This is a genomic window from Parafrankia sp. EUN1f (assembly GCF_000177675.1).
Taxonomy (GTDB): Bacteria; Actinomycetota; Actinomycetes; order Frankiales; family Frankiaceae; genus Parafrankia.
On sequence record NZ_ADGX01000085.1, the window covers coordinates 1 to 15,279 of the forward strand.

The 15,279-nt window shown below is 72.4% G+C and carries 13 protein-coding genes; 10 read left to right on the forward strand and 3 right to left on the reverse strand.

Translation table 11 applies throughout. The annotated features are described in order from the left end of the window. The 3 genes from FREUN1FDRAFT_RS23255 to FREUN1FDRAFT_RS23265 all read left to right on the forward strand — a co-directional run. The coding region (locus FREUN1FDRAFT_RS23255; protein WP_006542666.1) for a PP2C family protein-serine/threonine phosphatase at positions 1-1,829 on the forward strand (1,829 nt) is incomplete at its 5' end. A 169-nt stretch (positions 1,830-1,998) separates the two neighbouring features. Beyond that, positions 1,999-2,760: a DUF4230 domain-containing protein gene (locus FREUN1FDRAFT_RS23260; RefSeq protein WP_006542667.1), complete on the forward strand. Its 762-nt coding sequence runs from the start codon at positions 1,999-2,001 to the stop codon at positions 2,758-2,760. A 542-nt stretch (positions 2,761-3,302) separates the two neighbouring features. Next, on the forward strand, positions 3,303-3,875 hold the full coding sequence (locus tag FREUN1FDRAFT_RS23265) for an Hsp20/alpha crystallin family protein (protein WP_006542668.1): 573 nt from the start codon (positions 3,303-3,305) through the stop codon (positions 3,873-3,875). Between the two features lie 203 nt (positions 3,876-4,078). On the opposite strand, the gene FREUN1FDRAFT_RS23270 is transcribed toward FREUN1FDRAFT_RS23265, so the two are convergent. After that, positions 4,079-4,969 carry an exodeoxyribonuclease III gene (locus tag FREUN1FDRAFT_RS23270; protein ID WP_006542669.1) on the reverse strand — a complete coding sequence of 297 codons (891 nt, stop codon included), beginning with the start codon at positions 4,967-4,969 and terminating at the stop codon, positions 4,079-4,081. A gap of 125 nt (positions 4,970-5,094) precedes the next feature. Here FREUN1FDRAFT_RS23270 and FREUN1FDRAFT_RS23275 point away from each other — a divergent pair, with 125 nt between their 5' ends. The 4 genes from FREUN1FDRAFT_RS23275 (at position 5,095) to FREUN1FDRAFT_RS23290 (ending at position 10,289) form a co-directional block, all read left to right on the forward strand. Then, on the forward strand, positions 5,095-5,475 hold the full coding sequence (locus tag FREUN1FDRAFT_RS23275) for a hypothetical protein (RefSeq protein WP_232295367.1): 381 nt from the start codon (positions 5,095-5,097) through the stop codon (positions 5,473-5,475). 10 nt (positions 5,476-5,485) lie between these two features. Beyond that, the gene (locus FREUN1FDRAFT_RS23280; protein ID WP_035953175.1) at positions 5,486-6,184 is read left to right on the forward strand and encodes a dihydrofolate reductase family protein; all 699 of its coding nucleotides are present in this window, start codon (positions 5,486-5,488) and stop codon (positions 6,182-6,184) included. A gap of 245 nt (positions 6,185-6,429) precedes the next feature. After that, positions 6,430-7,293, forward strand: coding sequence for a DUF1206 domain-containing protein (locus FREUN1FDRAFT_RS23285; RefSeq protein WP_006542672.1), 864 nt, complete (start codon positions 6,430-6,432; stop codon positions 7,291-7,293). 167 nt (positions 7,294-7,460) lie between these two features. Beyond that, entirely contained in the window at positions 7,461-10,289 is a 2,829-nt protein-coding gene (locus FREUN1FDRAFT_RS23290) for an ATP-binding cassette domain-containing protein (RefSeq protein ID WP_006542673.1), read from the forward strand. 148 nt (positions 10,290-10,437) lie between these two features. Here FREUN1FDRAFT_RS23290 and FREUN1FDRAFT_RS23295 read toward each other — a convergent pair whose 3' ends face one another. Then, positions 10,438-11,043: a TetR/AcrR family transcriptional regulator gene (locus FREUN1FDRAFT_RS23295; protein ID WP_006542674.1), complete on the reverse strand. Its 606-nt coding sequence runs from the start codon at positions 11,041-11,043 to the stop codon at positions 10,438-10,440. A 196-nt stretch (positions 11,044-11,239) separates the two neighbouring features. Between FREUN1FDRAFT_RS23295 and FREUN1FDRAFT_RS23300 the strand changes: the two genes are divergently transcribed. Together FREUN1FDRAFT_RS23300 and FREUN1FDRAFT_RS23305 are read left to right on the forward strand one after the other, a co-directional pair. Next, positions 11,240-12,658 (forward strand): MFS transporter, encoded by a 1,419-nt coding sequence (locus FREUN1FDRAFT_RS23300; protein WP_006542675.1) that lies wholly within the window; start codon positions 11,240-11,242, stop codon positions 12,656-12,658. A 40-nt stretch (positions 12,659-12,698) separates the two neighbouring features. Continuing rightward, entirely contained in the window at positions 12,699-13,715 is a 1,017-nt protein-coding gene (locus tag FREUN1FDRAFT_RS23305; protein ID WP_006542676.1) for a dihydroorotate dehydrogenase, read from the forward strand. An 87-nt stretch (positions 13,716-13,802) separates the two neighbouring features. On the opposite strand, the gene FREUN1FDRAFT_RS23310 is transcribed toward FREUN1FDRAFT_RS23305, so the two are convergent. Continuing rightward, a complete protein-coding gene (locus FREUN1FDRAFT_RS23310) occupies positions 13,803-14,210 on the reverse strand; it encodes a molybdopterin-binding protein (RefSeq protein WP_006542677.1) in 408 nt (135 codons plus the stop codon). 233 nt (positions 14,211-14,443) lie between these two features. Between FREUN1FDRAFT_RS23310 and FREUN1FDRAFT_RS23315 the strand changes: the two genes are divergently transcribed. Next, positions 14,444-15,133 carry a hypothetical protein gene (locus FREUN1FDRAFT_RS23315; RefSeq protein ID WP_006542678.1) on the forward strand — a complete coding sequence of 230 codons (690 nt, stop codon included), beginning with the start codon at positions 14,444-14,446 and terminating at the stop codon, positions 15,131-15,133. Positions 15,134-15,279: the final 146 nt, after the last annotated feature.

Consider the following 15,279-nt stretch of genomic DNA (forward strand, 5'->3'; position numbering starts at 1 on the left):
TGGCTGGGTCGGCGAGTCTGCGGAGCGGTATCCGTGTACTCGTCGTGATTTCCACGGTCGCCGTCGTCGTCATGCTCTCACTCGCGGTCTTCGCGGCGCTGCGGGCCAGCGACGCCGCGGCCGAGCGCGGGGAGCGCCTCGACCCCGCGGCGACAACCACCGCTCTTCTGCTCGCTGACTTCGTCGCCCAGGAGAGCGCGGTCCGCGGGTACGTGATCACCGGGCAGGAGTCCCTGCTCGAGCGTTACACCCGGGCCGACCTCACCATCCCCCGCCAGATGAACCGCCTGCAACTGCTGCTGGCGGACTTTCCGGACCTGATCGGGGGAACCGTCGCCGTCGAGTCGGCCTACCAGGCCTGGCGCAGCGAGGTCGCCGAGCCCGAGATCGCCGCCACGAAGGCCGGCGACCTCCAGCGCGCTCGGGAGATCGAGACGGCCAGCGGCCGGGTGCGGTTCAGCGAGCTGCAGACCAGCGTGGCGAACCTCGGTACGGCGATCGACGCCGAGCAGACGGCCGCGTCCGGGCGGGTGGAGAGCTCCGCCGTTCTGCTTCTCAGCTCCCTGGCGACTGCCGCGGTCGTGATTCTCGGCGTCGTCATCACCGTCCTCACCGTGCTGCGAAGGTGGCTGCTGCGGCCTATCGACGCGCTGCGCCGGGCGGTGAACGCCGTCGCGGCCGGCCGCTACGACACCCGGGTCCCGGAGGTCGGCCCGTCGGAGATCGTGGAGCTCGCGGGCAACATCGACGCCATGCGCGCGCAGCTCGTCCAGCTGGTGCGGCAGAACGAGCGTTCGTGGGAGGCACTGGCGCAGGAGGGCCCGGCGGTGATCGCGCTTCGGGACGCGCTCACCCCGTCTGTCCTGCACGCGCCCGGGCTGCTGCTGCGGGGGCGGGTCGATCCCGCCCGTGGCGAGCTCGCCGGTGACTGGTACGACTCCTTCGAGCTCGCCGACGGCCGGCTCGGGATCGTCGTCGGCGACGTCTCCGGCCATGGCGCGGTGGCCGGTGTCTTCGCGTTGCGTCTCAAGCAGCTGCTCGACGCCGCGCTCGCCCGGGGCGCCGATCCCGGCCCGGCGATCGAATGGGTCGTGAACAGCCTCGGGGAGACCGACGAGATGTTCGCCACCGCGATCGTCGCGGTGGTGGACCCCGCGACCGGGGAGGTCCGGATCGCGAACGCGGGCCATCCGGACGCGCTGCTGCTGCGGCGGACGAGAGTCCCGGACGGTCCGAGGGCGGCGGCGACCGGGCTCGAGTCGGGGCCCGTCGCGCGGCCGGGGGAGCGGCGGCCCGGGAACGGGACCGGGCCGACCGGAGACGATCAGGAACCCGCACCCGTACCCGCGGCCGGCGGCACCGTGAGCGCGGCAGGCGAAGACGGACGGAAGGTCGGCCCGTCGTCGGGCACCCAGGCCGCCAGGACCGGCACCAAGGTGCCCGCGGCAGGCGGGGTGACCAATGGTGACGGTGCGGACACGGCCGCGGAGCGCCTTCCGGCGCTCCGCAGTCGTGCCGAGGTGACCCGCCTCGGTGCGACCGGCCCCATGATGTCGAGCCTGGTCGCCTCGGGCGGTGCCTGGCGCACCGAAGCCCGGTGGCTGGAACCCGGCGACGTCCTGTTCGTCTACACCGACGGCCTGGTGGAGGCCCGCGATGGCGCGAACCACCAGTTCGGTCTGGACAGGCTGGTCGCCGAGCTGCTGCGGCTCGCGGACCGCGGCCCGGCCGAGCTGCTCGACGACGTCTTCGAGGTCGTGCGCAGGCATGCTCCGGGACGTCCGAGCGATGACCGCACAGCGATCGTCATCGCCCGCACCACCCGCTGAGCCGGCCGGGGACGGCGGCCGGACGGTTTGGTGCGCCGCAAACCTCCGCCGGCGTATCCGCCTCCGCGTCGCGGGGGACCAAGTGGGGCAGAACGGTCATTTCGTGCTGTCGGTTGAGCGATCGTGGTGTTGAGGCGTTACGAGATCTTCGCCGGGTACATGTCCGACCATGACTGATGAGTCCGGTTCCCTCCTGCAGGGAACAGCCGCCCCCGACGAGGGTGGTTCCGGCTCGCGGGAGGAACCTGGAGCCACGCGGCGCCTGCGTGGTCCACGGCGGCCGCGGTTCCGGTTCAGCCCCGTACGTCTGATCGCCTACGTCGTGCTGGCCGTGCTCGTGCTGGCGGGAGCCGCCGCTGTCACCGGCTGGCGGCCCTCGATCCCCAACCCCTTCGCGGAGCGCACCATCGACCGCAGCTCACCGGCGGTGCTGCGGTCGCTCGAGGACCTCAGCGAGTACCACGCCGGGAGCGCCCACCTGGAGGTCGTGGTCGACCTCGAGGACGACAGCCGCTGGATCCCGTCGGCGTTGCGCGGTGAACGCACCCTGTTCGTCGGAGTCGGCAGTGTCGACGCCGTCGTCGACTTCGGCGCGCTTGGTGAGGACGCCGTCGTCGTCTCCGCGGACCGGCGCTCCGTGACCATCAGCCTGCCCGCGCCCACACTGTCGGAGCCACACCTCGATCTCGACAAGAGCTACGTGGTTGCCCGCCAGCGCGGTGCGCTTGACCGGGTGGGTGGCCTGTTCGGCGGTCAGAGCAACGACTCGGAGCTCTACAAGGTCGCGTCGACGAAGATCGGTGAGGCGGCTCAGACAGACGGTCAGGTGCTCGAGCTCGCGAAGACGAACACGACGGCCATGCTGCGTGGCCTGCTCGGCGCGCTCGGCTTCACCAACGTCACGGTGAACTACGCGACGGATCCGCGCTAGCACCTTCGGGGCGGCGCCCACTTTTCCGGCGGGAGCCCTTCCAGACGGTGTCGGCGGCCCCAGAACCCCAGCGTGTGAGGGGTTCTGGGGCCGTTCGCGTACCCGGCGGCGGTGCCCGCCGCGACCAGCCGGATGGCCGGACGTGGCTTTTCTCACCGTGCCGTGAGGTTTGCCGCTCGTCCACGCCGTAACGCCGTTGACCGCGGTGTGCCCGCTCCGGCCGAGCGGAAGCAGGGGGTCCTGGGACGCCGCCGCTGTCGCAGGCGCGCTGTCGCAGGCGCTGGCGCTGGGGGTGGGTGCGCCGGTCGGGTGCGCTCCCGGAGTTTGCCGCCCGGATCGGGGATTCCGGTCGGAGGACCAACGTTCGACAGGACAGAGCGAATGATGGGATGGTTTCCGTCACCATCGGTATGCAGGTTCCTGAGTGCACTTGCGTTCGTAAGGTTGAGCCACCTAGACTCAGGAACGTGTCAGGGCGGGTCAGAGGGCCTGACAACGCGAGGCTTCACCAGAGGTCCCGCCCGGAGGGGAGTCACACGACAATGAGCACCTACCTGTGGGACCCGTTTGCCGCGTTCGAGCGCATGGACCGTGAGTTCAACGAGATCGTCCGGCGCTCCTGGGGCTCGCGGGACCGTGCTGTCCGTCCGCTGCGCGCCGTGCCCCGGCCGCAGGGCGTCGTTGCCCGGCCGCAGAACGTCGTGCCGTCGGCCGACGTCCTGGTTGACGGTGACGATGTTCTGATCAACCTGGAGCTGCCGGGCGTCGACGTCGAGAAGGACGTGATGGTGGAGATCGACCGCGGGGCGCTGGTCGTCCGCGGTGAGCGTTCCTCCGAGGAGGAGGAGACCGTGAACGGTCGGGTCCACCGGGAGCGCTGGCACGGCTCGTTCCGTCGTGAGTTCGCGCTGCCGGAGAACGTGGACGCGACGGCGATCAGCGCGCGTTACGACCGCGGTGTGCTGACCGTCCGGCTCGCCGGCGCGGCGGCCGCGCCGCGTAGCACCCGGATCCCGGTGGCCGCGGCGGCCGTGGTCGGGGCGCTCCCGACCGTGCGGGACGACGCCGGAGCGGGCGCCGAGGCGGCGCACGGCGACGAGCGCGCCGCTTCCTGACCGATCCGCGAGCGTTCCCGGCCGGCCGGTGGCCCCGGCCGGCCGGGGCCACGCGGCGCCGCGCGAGATGCCGCGCGTGGCGGCAGTCGATGAAGCAGGAAAACCTGCCCGCGAGGGTGGGGAGCCCGGCCTTCAGGCCAGGGAGGGTGTCAGGTCGTGGTGCTTCGGCGTCGCGGTGTCAGGTCAGGTGGTTGCGCGGCCGGTCAGGACGCACCCCGGCGAAGGGCGCCTCCCGCGCGGGATGACGAGCCGCGAGAGGACGACCCGCGCGCCGAGGGCGGCGGGACCATCGGCCCGACGTCGCCGTCGGGCGCCTCGTCCAGGTCGACGACGACCGGGGCGTGGTCGCTGGTGCCGGTGCCCTTGCGGGCCGCCCGGTCGACCCACACCGCGCGGGTGCGGCCGGCCACATCCGCCGTCGCCAGTGCCAGGTCGATGCGCATCCCGTAGTTCTTGGGGAAGCAGAGCTGGCGGTAGTCCCAGTACGTGTAGACCGTCTCCTCTGGCCATCTCGCGCGCATCAGATCGACCAGGCCGGCGCCGTGCAGCTCGCCGAGCGCGGCACGCTCGGCCTCGGTGACATGGGTCGCGCCCTCGAAGGCGGCGATGTCCCACACGTCGGCATCGGTCGGCGCGATGTTGAAGTCGCCCAGTGTCATCACCGGCCCCGCCGGAGCGAGCTCGCCGACCACGTCGCGCAGCGCGGCCAGCCAGGCCAGCTTGTAGGCGTAGTGGGGGTCGTCGACCGTGCGGCCGTTCGGCACGTACAACGACCAGACCCGGATGCCTCCGCAGGTCGCGGCGATCGCCCGGGGCTCGGGCTTCGGGAAGCCCGGATCGCCCGGGAGCCCGCGCTGAACGTCGTCCAGCCCCGCCCTGGACAGGATCGCCACGCCGTTCCAACGCCCGTCGCCGTGGTGGGCCACCCGATAGCCGCGGCGGAAGAGGTCCTCGTCGAACAGCTCCAGGAAGGCGTCGTCCGCGAGCTTGGTCTCCTGCAGGCACACCACGTCGGGACTCGCACGGTCGAGCCATTCGATCAGGCGGGACTGCCGGGCCTTGGCCGAGTTGATGTTCCAGGTCGCGATCCGCACACTGTCAGACGGTAGTCCTCACCTGCGACAGATCCACGCGTGGACCGCATCGTGACATCCTCGACGTCATGATGCGGATTTCGGCTCCCCACAGGAGTCTGCTCCCGGGCAGGTCGGGTCTGGGCGTGGCCATCGCGGTCGCCGCCGGCGCGGCCGGGCTCGTCGGCTGCGACCAGGTCTCGGAGGAGACCAGGGCGGCCGGGGCCACCGTGCTGTGCTCCCAGATCAGGATCGAGCCCAGCGAGATCGAGCAGAACCCGGACGCGGCGCGCCTCGTCGCACTCGTCGTCCGGGATCTCGCGCCTGAGGAGAACATCCGCAGCCTCGCCGGCCGCGTCGCGGACGATCCCACCGTGCTCAGCCCGCGCGCCCAGCTCGCGGACTGGGTCGCCGACCGCTGCGGCGGTGCGATCGGCGGCGCGGGTACCGGAGGCGGGGCGGGCACCGGCGGCGGTACGTCGGTCGACGGCGACGATCCGGTCGGCGATGACCGTGGGGACGACTAGCGCCCCGGGCGTGCCGGTCCGTCCCCACGTGGTGCTGAGCTGCGCGATGTCGCTGGACGGCCGGATCGACGACTGCTCGCCGAGCCGGCTGATCCTGTCGAGCCCCGCGGATCTCGACCGGGTGGACGAGGTCCGGGCCGGATGCGACGCGATCCTGGTCGGCGCCGGCACCGTGCGGCGCGACGATCCCGGGCTCGCCGTCCGTTCGCAGCGCCGGCGCGACGCGCGGACAGCGGCGGGGCGTACCCCGACTCCACTGCGGGCTGTCCTGACCCGTGAAGGCGACCTCGACCCGGCGGCGCGCATCTTCCGCGACGGTGCGGACAGAGTCGTCTACCGGGCGACCGCCGGCGCGTCCGGTGAGGCCGCTGCGTCCGGTGGCGCCGCGGCCTCACCCCTGGCGGCGGTGGCGACAGTGGTCGATCTCCCTGAGCCTCCGCTGGCGAGTCTCCTGCGGGACCTGACCGGCCGCGGGGTTCGGCGGCTGCTGGTCGAGGGGGGCACCACGATCCACACCGCGTTTCTCACCGCTGGACTGGTGGATGAGCTGCACCTGGTGGTGGCGCCGTTCTTCGTCGGTGAAGCGGCCGCCCCGACGTTCGTCGGCCCGGGCAGCTTTCCGTTCGACGCGGCGCACCGGCTCCAGCTCGCCGAGGTCAGCCAGCTCGGCGACGTCGTCCTCCTGCGCTATCTGACGCCGCAGGGCTGAGCGCCCGGTCCTGTGCGCCGGTCACGCGCGGCCGGTCCGCGCTCCGGCTGATCGCCGCGCTGGTTCCCGCCTATGAGACCCGCAGCGCGGATGTCGTGACTGTCCTGAGACCCGCGGCGCGGATGTCGTGACTGTCGCCACGGGCTGATCGTCATGGTCCTGTTTGCTGTTTTGTGGCCTTCCTGCCGGGCATGCGGGGTACGGGCGTTGTGCCGGGAACCGAACCGTATTGTCGGGAGGCGATCGTGTCCGTACACAGCGTCACGCAGGCGGGGCGCCAGGTGGTATCCGCTGGCGAGAGCGCGGCGCGCCGCACGCGGCACAGCCGGGCGACGGACCTCACCGCCCGGCTGGGCTTTGTGGCCCGCGGTGTGGTCTACCTGCTCATCGGGGTTCTCGCGACCCAGATCGCCCGCGGGAACCCCGATGAACAGGCGAACCGGCAGGGGGCGCTGCGCGAGATAGCGGACAAGCCCTTCGGAACCGGTCTGCTCGTCCTGATCGCGGTGGGATTCGCCGGGTACGCGCTGTGGCGGCTGCTGGAGGGTGTGGTCGGCCACCGCGAGGAGACCGACGCGAAGAAGCGGGCCGTAAAGCGGGCTGTGTCCGTCATCAGGGGCGTGATCTATCTGGTCATCACCGGCAGCACCATCGCGTTCCTCGCCTCGGACGGGTCCAGCTCCGGCTCCGGCTCTGGGGAGCCCGCCCCCTACACGGCGCGGGTGATGGCGCACAGTGGCGGGCGATGGCTGGTGGGAGCCGTCAGCCTTGTGGTCGTCGGCGTCGGCGTCGGCATGCTCGTCAAAGGACTGACCACCGGGTTCGAGGAGAAGCTGAAGCGAGCGCAGATGGGGCCCGCGCTGCTCGGCGCCGCCCGGCGCGTCGGGCAGGTCGGCTACCTCGCGCGCGGCGTCGTGTTCGGGCTCGCCGGAGTGTTCGTCGTGAAGGCCGCTGTCGATTTCGACCCCGACGAGGCCAAGGGCTTCGACGGCACGCTCCGGTCGATCGCAGACCAGGCCTATGGCCAGGTGCTGCTCGCCTGCTGCGCGGCGGGGCTTGCCCTGTTCGGCGCCTACTCGTTCATCGAGGCCCGTTACCGCAGACTCTGACATCCTTCGTGTTCCGGACCTCGGCGAGATGCGCAGTCGAGCCGGCCGACCGTCCTGGTTCCGGTGGTGGGCTTCGTGCCCGGTCACCTTCCAGACAAGTCGGGGTTGGGTAGAGAATCGGTGTGATCAAGTAGGCGGAACATTCGTGGCGGGCAAGGGAGCAACCGGTGGACCGGACCACGCTGAGCGTGATCACCCCGGCAGGTCGGACGATGCTGGCGGGCGACGCGCCGTGCGTGGTGGGTCGTGGTCGTACCTCGGACATCGTCGTCAACGACGGTCGGGTCTCCCGCCGTCATCTGATGCTCGAACCGGTCGCCGGCGGCTGGCGGGTGCAGGATCTGAGCGTCAACGGCCTGTGGCAGGACGGCCGCCGCACAGCCGATCTTCTCGTGAGCGCGCATGAGGTGCGGGTCAGGCTCGGAGCGGCCGACGGGCCCGAGATCGTGCTGGTGCCCGGCGCCGCGGCGCAGGGTCAGCCGGGTTCCGTGCCGCCCGGCCAGCAGGCCTCCGCGAGCCGGGTGGCTCCGGTGGCTCCCGCCGGTTCGCCGAGCTCACCCGGTGCGGCTCAGCCCGGGCCGGTGAACCCCGCCTGGCCGGGCGCCGGGCCGGCCTATCGTCCGGCGCCGCCCTCGGGCCCGGGGCCTGTGCCAGCACCTGTTCCGTACCCCGGCCAGGCCGCGGCGGCGGGTGGCCTGCCGCCCGCCGCCGCGGGCCCGCAGCTTCCGCCCGCGGCGCCTCCTGGCTGGCCGGTCCCCGCCCGCGGGGCCTCGCCGGCTTCCGGACCTTCGCCGGTTCCCGGCGCTGGGCCGGGAACCGGAGGGATCCCGGTTCCCGGCCCGCGCACGGGGTCGCTCCCGGTGGATCCCTCGACGTCGCAGAGCGCGATCGTGCATGCGCCGCGGCGGGTGCATCCGCTGCGGCCCGGCACGATCCGGCTCGGGCGGTCCCGGAGCAACGACGTGGCCGTCGCGGACCTGCTCGCCTCGCGCAACCACGCCGAGCTGCGGGTCGGTCCCGCCGGTGTCGAGATCGTCGATCTCGCCTCGGCCAACGGCACCTTCGTCAACGGCCAGCGGGTGATGCGGGCGCCGGTCGGCCAGCGCGACGTGATCGCCATCGGTCACCACCTGTACCAGCTCGAAGGCGACTCGCTGGTCGAGTACGTCGACTCCGGTGACGTCGCGTTCGAGGTGCAGGGCGTCTCGGTGTTCGCCGGGGCGAAGCAGCTCATGCACGACATGACGTTCCGGCTGCCGGGCCGTTCGCTGCTGGGTGTGGTCGGCCCCAGCGGTGCGGGCAAGTCGACCCTGCTCAACGCCCTCACCGGCTTCCGCCCGGCGGACGTCGGCTCGGTCCGCTACGCCGGCCGTGACCTGTACGCCGAGTACGACGAGCTGCGCCGGCGCATCGGGTATGTCCCGCAGGCCGACCCGCTGCATGCCCAGCTGACGGTGCGGGAGGCGCTCGAGTACGGCGCGGAGCTGCGCTTCCCGGCGGACACGACCGCCGAGGAGCGCCGGACGCGGGTCGAGGAGGTGATCGGCGAGCTCGGGCTCACCGCGCACGCGAACACCCCGGTCAGCCGGCTCTCCGGCGGGCAGAAGAAGCGGACTTCGGTGGCGCTGGAGCTGCTCACCCGCCCCTCGCTGCTGTTCCTGGACGAGCCCACCTCTGGTCTGGACCCGGCGAACGACCAGTCGGTGATGGAGACGCTGAAGGGCCTCGCCAAGGGCGGCGGCGCGGGCTCGTCCGACGAGGGCGGGCGCACGGTCATCGTCGTCACGCACAGCGTGCTGTTCCTGGATCTCTGTGACTACATCCTGGTGTTGGCCCCGGGTGGGCACGTCGCCTACTTCGGCCCGGCCGGCGGGGCGCTGCGCTTCTTCGGCAAGGAGGACTTCCGCGACTTCGCGGCGGTGTTCCGGGAGCTGGAGCGCACGCCCGGCGCCGAGATGGCGGCCCGCTTCCGCAGCTCCGAGTACTTCGTGCCCTCGGCGATCGTCGCGCCGGCCGTGCGCAAGGCGCCCACGGCACTGCCGAGCGTGCGCCAGCAGCCGGTGTCCGCGCAGCTCGCGACGCTGACCCGCAGGTACCTGAAGGTCGTGCTGGCGGACCGCTCCTACCTGCGCCTGATCTTCGCGTTCCCCTTCCTGCTCGGGATCATCCCGCGGGTCATCCCGGCGCCGGACGGACTCGATCCACTGCCGGACAGGCCTAATTCGGACGCGATGAAGGTGCTCGTCGTCCTGGTGCTGTGTGCCTGCTTCATGGGGATGGCGAACTCGGTCCGCGAGATCGTCAAGGAACGCGACATCTACCGGCGAGAACGGACGATCGGGCTGTCCCGGACCGCCTATCTCGGTTCGAAGATCATCGTTCTGACGGTGATCACCACCCTGCAGTGTGTGATCTTCACATTGATCGGCCTGCTCGGGCGGGCTCCGGCGCAGGCAGCACTGCTGGGGGCGCCGCTGGCGGAGTGCCTGATCGCGGTGATCGTGGCCGCCGTGGCGTCGATGATGATCGGTCTGCTGGTGTCGACCCTCGTCGACAACGCCGACAAGACGATGCCCGTCCTGGTACTGGTGACCATGGGGCAGCTCGTCCTGTCCGGCGGCCTCGTGTCGGTCTCCGGCCGGGCGGGCCTGGAGCAGATCTCCTGGTTCGTACCCGCCCGGTGGGGCTTCGCGGCGCTCGCGTCCACGGATGATCTGAACGAGGTCTCCAAGCTGGGCAACGAGGTGCTGCGGTCCGACCCGGCCGATGCGCTGTGGGAGCACAGCGCGGGGATCTGGCTGCTCGACATCACCGTCGGTGTGCTGCTCGCCGCCGCCGCGCTGGCCGCGACGTCGTCGACCCTGCGCCGTATCGACCCCAAGGTGACCCGGCCCACCGCGCAGGCACCTGCAGGCGCGCCGCGCCCGGCGGGGCCACCGGCCATGCCCCCGGCGGGGCCGCCGATGGGGCCGTGGGGCAGCGGGGGAGCGGCCTGATCCGACAGGCACCGATGCCGCGGCCACGGGTCAGCCGCCGCGACTGAGAGCGCCTGCGACTGGGCTCCCGCGACTGAGGCGATCTCAGCCGCGGGTAGTCCTGTGCGCGGGCGGCTTCAGCTGCCGGCCGCCTCAGCTGCCGGCCGCCTCAACCGCCGGCAGCCTCGGATACCGGAGGCGTCGCGGACGGCTGGCCGGGCGGCACCGTGAGCTCGCGCAGCTTCCCGAGCAGCTGGCAGCGCAGATCGCCGGTGGGCGGTGCCAGTCCCAACAGGTCGGCGAGCCACATCCCGTCGGCGGCCATGCGGACCAGCGTGGCCAGGGCCGGGTCGATGCGGTCCTCGACGATGCGGCTTTGCCAGGTGTCGTAGCGCTCGCGGAACTGGCGCAGGCGATTCGGGTCGGCGATCAGCGCGGCGAGGACGCCGACCTCCGCGGCGGCCTCTCCCGGCTGGCCGTTGCCCTCGGTGCTGACGTCCAGATAGGCGCGTACCCAGCTCCCCGGCCGGTCGTCGACCACGGCGCGGCCGGTCACCTCCGCGTCGAACTCGTCGTTCCACCGGTCGTAAAGGGCGTCGATGAGTGACGCGCGGGTGGGGAAGTGGTGGAGCAGGCCTCCCTTGGAGACCTCGGCCTCGCGGGCCACCGCGTCGAGGCTCAGCGGCTGATCGCCGTGGCGGGTGAGCACCCGCCAGGCCGCGTCGAGCAGGCGCTGTCGAGTGGCGGCCGGGTCCGAGGCTGGCACGACCGCCATTGTGCACCACCGACCAAGCAAACCCGCGTTGACGTGCGTCTTCATCACGATCCCGGCGGGTTGACCGACCGTCTGGACGGACGGTAGTAGTCGTGGGGGTGAGCCGGGCGGGGTCCCGGGCACCCGCCAGGTCCGGGCCGGTGCCCGAGCCCACCGGGCCTGGCGTGGGTGTCGGGCCGGCGGGGGACGGCGAGCGATGAGAAGATCAAGGGACGGTCGGGGCGGCAGGCCGGCCGGCCCGGTTGTCGACGGCGGGGCCGGCCAGGCCTCGTTGACCCACGGTTCGGTGGGACGTCTGGTCGTGGCGCTGGCCATCGCCACGATGCTGCAGTGGCTGGGAGCCTTCGCGATCGCGCCGCTGCTCCCGCTCTACCTGGAGGAGCGCGACGTCTCCGCCAGCGGCGTCGGCATCGTGATGGCGGCGTTCTTCGTCGGCTCACTGTTGTCGCAGTACCCGGCGGGTGTGCTCACGGCCAGGCGAGGGCATCGCCCGGTGCTGCTGGGGGGCCTCGTCCTGTACGCGGTGGGCAGCGTCGGGCTGATCGTCTCCCCGGGTCTCGGCTGCGACGCGGTGGTGCGTGCGCTGCAGGGGGCCGGCGCCGGCGCGTTCGAGGTCGCCGTTCTCACCGCGGTCGCGGCGACCGTGCCGGCAGACCTGACCGGGCGTGCCGTCAGCGCGGTCTACACGGGTCAGATCGCCGGCACCGCGATCGGCCCGATGCTCGGCGGCCTCGCCGGTGAGCGGGAGATGGACCTGCTCTTCCTCGGTGCGGCGGTCGCCGCGGCGGTCGCGGCCATGCCGGTCCTCATCCTGCTCCGCCCGGACGGGGGAGCCTCCGTCGGCAGCGACGGCCTGCATCCCGTGGGCCACGCGCATCCCGCGAGTCCCGCCGCGGCAGCCGCGGCTGCCGCGGCGGGACCGCGCTCGGGGTCACCCCGCGCCCTGATCGGGGCCGGAGCGGGCGGGCTGCTGCTGGTGGCGGCGGTGAACGGGCTGTCGGTCGGAACCTACGAGACCTGCTGGAGCCTCCTGCTGGCCGACCGCGGTGTCTCGACAGAGATGATCGGGCTGAGCTTCACCCTCTTCTCGCTGCCGTACATCGTGTCTGCGCTGCCCGCGGGCTGGCTCGCGGATCACAGCGACCGCCGGTGGCTCGTGACGGGCGCGACGCTGGCGATGGCCTGCACCGTCGCCAGCTACTCGTTCATCGGCTCCTTCTGGGTGATCATGCTGGTGTGCTGCGTCGAGGCGATCGCCCTGGCGGTCAGCTTCCCGGCCGCCCAGTCGCTGCTGGCCCAGGAGGCCGGGCGCGTGGGCACCGGGCGGGCGCAGGGCCTGTTCACCACGACGCAGACCGCGGCCACGGCGTTCGCGGCCCTGACCTCCGGCGCCCTGTACACGGCGAACGTGCACCTTCCGTTCCTGCTCACCGCCGTCGCGGCGGTCGCGGTCGCGGCCGCGCTGCCGCTGCTGTGGCGACAGGTCCGGGGTGTCGTGGCGGCTCCCGAGAAGGATCTCGCGGCGGGGTCCGCGCTGGCGGCGGGAGATGTCGTGGGGACGGGATCCGTCGTGGGGGCTGTGCCGGTGGGCGTTGGGCACCGGCGGGTGACCTGAGCTCGCCAGCGCCGTCCTGGCGGGTCGTTACGCTGGTCAGATGGGTGAAAACGACAGGGGCGTCGCGTCCGCGAGCCACGACACACAGCCGGCGGCGGCTCCGGTGACCGCCGAGTTCGTGGTCGCGGGCGTGGCCTTCGAGCATCCGATCATGAACGCGGCCGGTACCTGCAAGACGCTGGCGGATGTCATGGCGCTCGCCCGCAGCGCGGCCTCCGCCGTCGTGGTGGGTTCGATCACCCGGCACGCTCGGGCTGGCAACAGCGGCGAGGTCTACTGGTCGGGTCCCGGGGGATCCCTCAACGCCCTCGGGCTGCCGAACCGCGGTATCGCCTACTACCGCGAGCAGCTTCCGGCCATGGTCGACGCCGCGCACAACCACGCCAAGCCGCTGGTGGTCAGCGTGGCGGGTTTCGCCGCCGACGAATACGCGGACCTGGCCCGCGTCGCCGCCGACGCGGGAGCGGACCTGATCGAGCTCAACCTCGCCTGCCCCAACGTCTGGGATGGCGGGCAACAGAAGCGGATCGCGTGTTTCGACCCGGGGCAGACCGAGGCGATCTGCGCGGCCGTCGAGGCGGCTCTCGCCGCGGCGTCACGCCCGGCGCCGCCCTACGGGGTCAAGCTCTCGCCGTTCTCCGACCCGGAGGCACTGGGCGAGCTGGCGGGGCTGCTCGCCCGCCGATCCGGGGTCTCGGGCGGGCCGAGGTTCGTCACGGCGATCAACACCTTTCCGAACGCGCTGGTCCTCGACGATCGGCTGCGTCCTGTCCTCGATGTCGGGCTCGCCGGGCTGAGCGGTGCGGCGCTGAAGCCGGTCGGGCTCGGCCAGGTGCGACAGCTCCGCCAGCTCCTGCCCGAGCGGATGGACATCATCGGTGTGGCGGGCGTCCAGAACGGCCGTGACGTCGTCGACTACCTGGCCGCGGGCGCGCGGGTGGTGCAGAGCGCGACGGCCTTCTGGAACAGGGGTGAGGACCCGACCGTGTTCGGCGACATCCTCAGCGACTGGATCGACGCGAAGGACTCCGCGGCAGCCCAGGCCGCGGTCGGCTGACGGGACCCGGCTGAGGGAACCCGTCGGACAACATCCGGTGCCGTGCCATGCCATCCGGCGGACTGTGCCGGTGCCGGACGACGTCCGTCAGTGCCGCTCGGGCAGCTCGATGACCACGTTGGTCGCCTTCACCGTGCCGACGGCGAGGACGCCTGGTTCCAGCCCGAGTTCGTCGGCGGCCTCGCGGCTCATCAGCGACACCACCCGGTGCCGGCCGGACTGGATCTCGACCTGGGCCATCACCTCATCGCGGCGCACCCTGGTCACGATGCCGGGAAACCGGTTGCGGGCGGAGGCGCCGACGATCGCGGGCGAACTCAGCGGGAGCTCACCGGCCATGTCGATGGCGAACTGCGCGAGCACCGCGCCTTCGACCGCCTGCCTGCCCGCGCCGTCTCGAACGGTGGGCAGCCGTCCGCCGTCCGCCCAGCGGCGCACTGTGTCGTCGCTCACGCCGAGCAGCCCGGCGACCTCGCTGATCCTGAAGGTCGACATGCCGGCACCATATCCGCCCGCAACATCCCCTGCGATTCCGCGAGCCGGCCTGACACGTCGACGCGTCCGCCCGGACCACGCCTCACGCTGTGTTCGGCCTGGTTGATGTCATGCGGGGCGCCCCCGGGTGGCCGGCCCGCCGCGAGCTGCCCGGAGAAACCAGCTCCGGGATGCCCGAAGGTGGCCGGACGCGGGTTCGCCGCGAACGTCGGCCCGGACGGTGTTTTCATCGAATGGTGGCCTGCCGCCGTTCCCGCCGGCGGGGCCCGGTTGGTCCCGTCGACCCGCTGTCCGCACGCGCCGCGTCCCGCGTCGGCGTGCCCGGCGTCGGCGTGCCCGGAACCGGCGCGGATGAGGGGCCCGTCCGGACCGGGGGAGCGCCGGAGCCGCAGGACCTGGACTACCGGTTCGACCTCGATCTCGGCGAGCTGGTGCCAGGAGCCGGGGTCGTCGCACGAGGAGTTCGGCTCGACGGCGCGGCGCTGACGCTCTTCTTCGTGCTACGGCCGTGCGCAGGGGCGGCAGCGCCACCAGGACCAGCACTGGCCGTGTCACCGGCCCGGCAGCTGTTCGTGTGCTCCTACCGGCCCGGTGCGCCGGTCGACGACGGGTTGGCGGGCCTCCCGGTCGCCTGCGCCGCGGTCGAGGCGGCCGGGAGCCGGTGCCGGGCGACGTTCCCGCCGCCGGTGACCGGTACCCGCCTGGTCCGCTTCGGCCTGCGTCCCTGGGAGGCGGGCCGTGGCGCGCGGGCCGGGCGTGCTCGCGGCGTCGATCTCGTCGGCGGGGACGATCACAGCGGGGGAGTCGACCGAACGGGGCCCTCGGCGTGCGGCCCGGGCGGTGACCTGTGTCTTGACCTGCGTACCGGCCGTGCCGTCTATGTTCCCGCGGATGCCGGGAACGTCGGGGAGTCCGTTGGCTGAGCAGTGTGGTGGTCGTGGGCCACCGGTGTCCCACCCGGCCCGTTCGTGGGAGTTTCGCCCGACCGCTCGTATCGTGGTGCGATGTGAGGCGGAGGGGAAATGCGCTGCATGGGGGTGCTACCCGAGCGACGCATCGTTTCGGCTCC

What these genes read in the sequence shown, in the direction of transcription:
- FREUN1FDRAFT_RS23260 (WP_006542667.1), top strand. Translation starts at nt 1,999, where the DNA reads ATGACTGATGAGTCCGGTTCCCTCCTGCAGGGAACAGCCGCCCCCGAC.
- FREUN1FDRAFT_RS23265 (WP_006542668.1), top strand. Translation starts at nt 3,303, where the DNA reads ATGAGCACCTACCTGTGGGACCCGTTTGCCGCGTTCGAGCGCATGGAC.
- FREUN1FDRAFT_RS23295 (WP_006542674.1), bottom strand. Translation starts at nt 11,043, where the DNA reads ATGGCGGTCGTGCCAGCCTCGGACCCGGCCGCCACTCGACAGCGCCTG.
- FREUN1FDRAFT_RS23300 (WP_006542675.1), top strand. Translation starts at nt 11,240, where the DNA reads ATGAGAAGATCAAGGGACGGTCGGGGCGGCAGGCCGGCCGGCCCGGTT.
- FREUN1FDRAFT_RS23305 (WP_006542676.1), top strand. Translation starts at nt 12,699, where the DNA reads ATGGGTGAAAACGACAGGGGCGTCGCGTCCGCGAGCCACGACACACAG.
- FREUN1FDRAFT_RS23310 (WP_006542677.1), bottom strand. Translation starts at nt 14,210, where the DNA reads ATGTCGACCTTCAGGATCAGCGAGGTCGCCGGGCTGCTCGGCGTGAGC.
- FREUN1FDRAFT_RS23315 (WP_006542678.1), top strand. Translation starts at nt 14,444, where the DNA reads ATGGTGGCCTGCCGCCGTTCCCGCCGGCGGGGCCCGGTTGGTCCCGTC.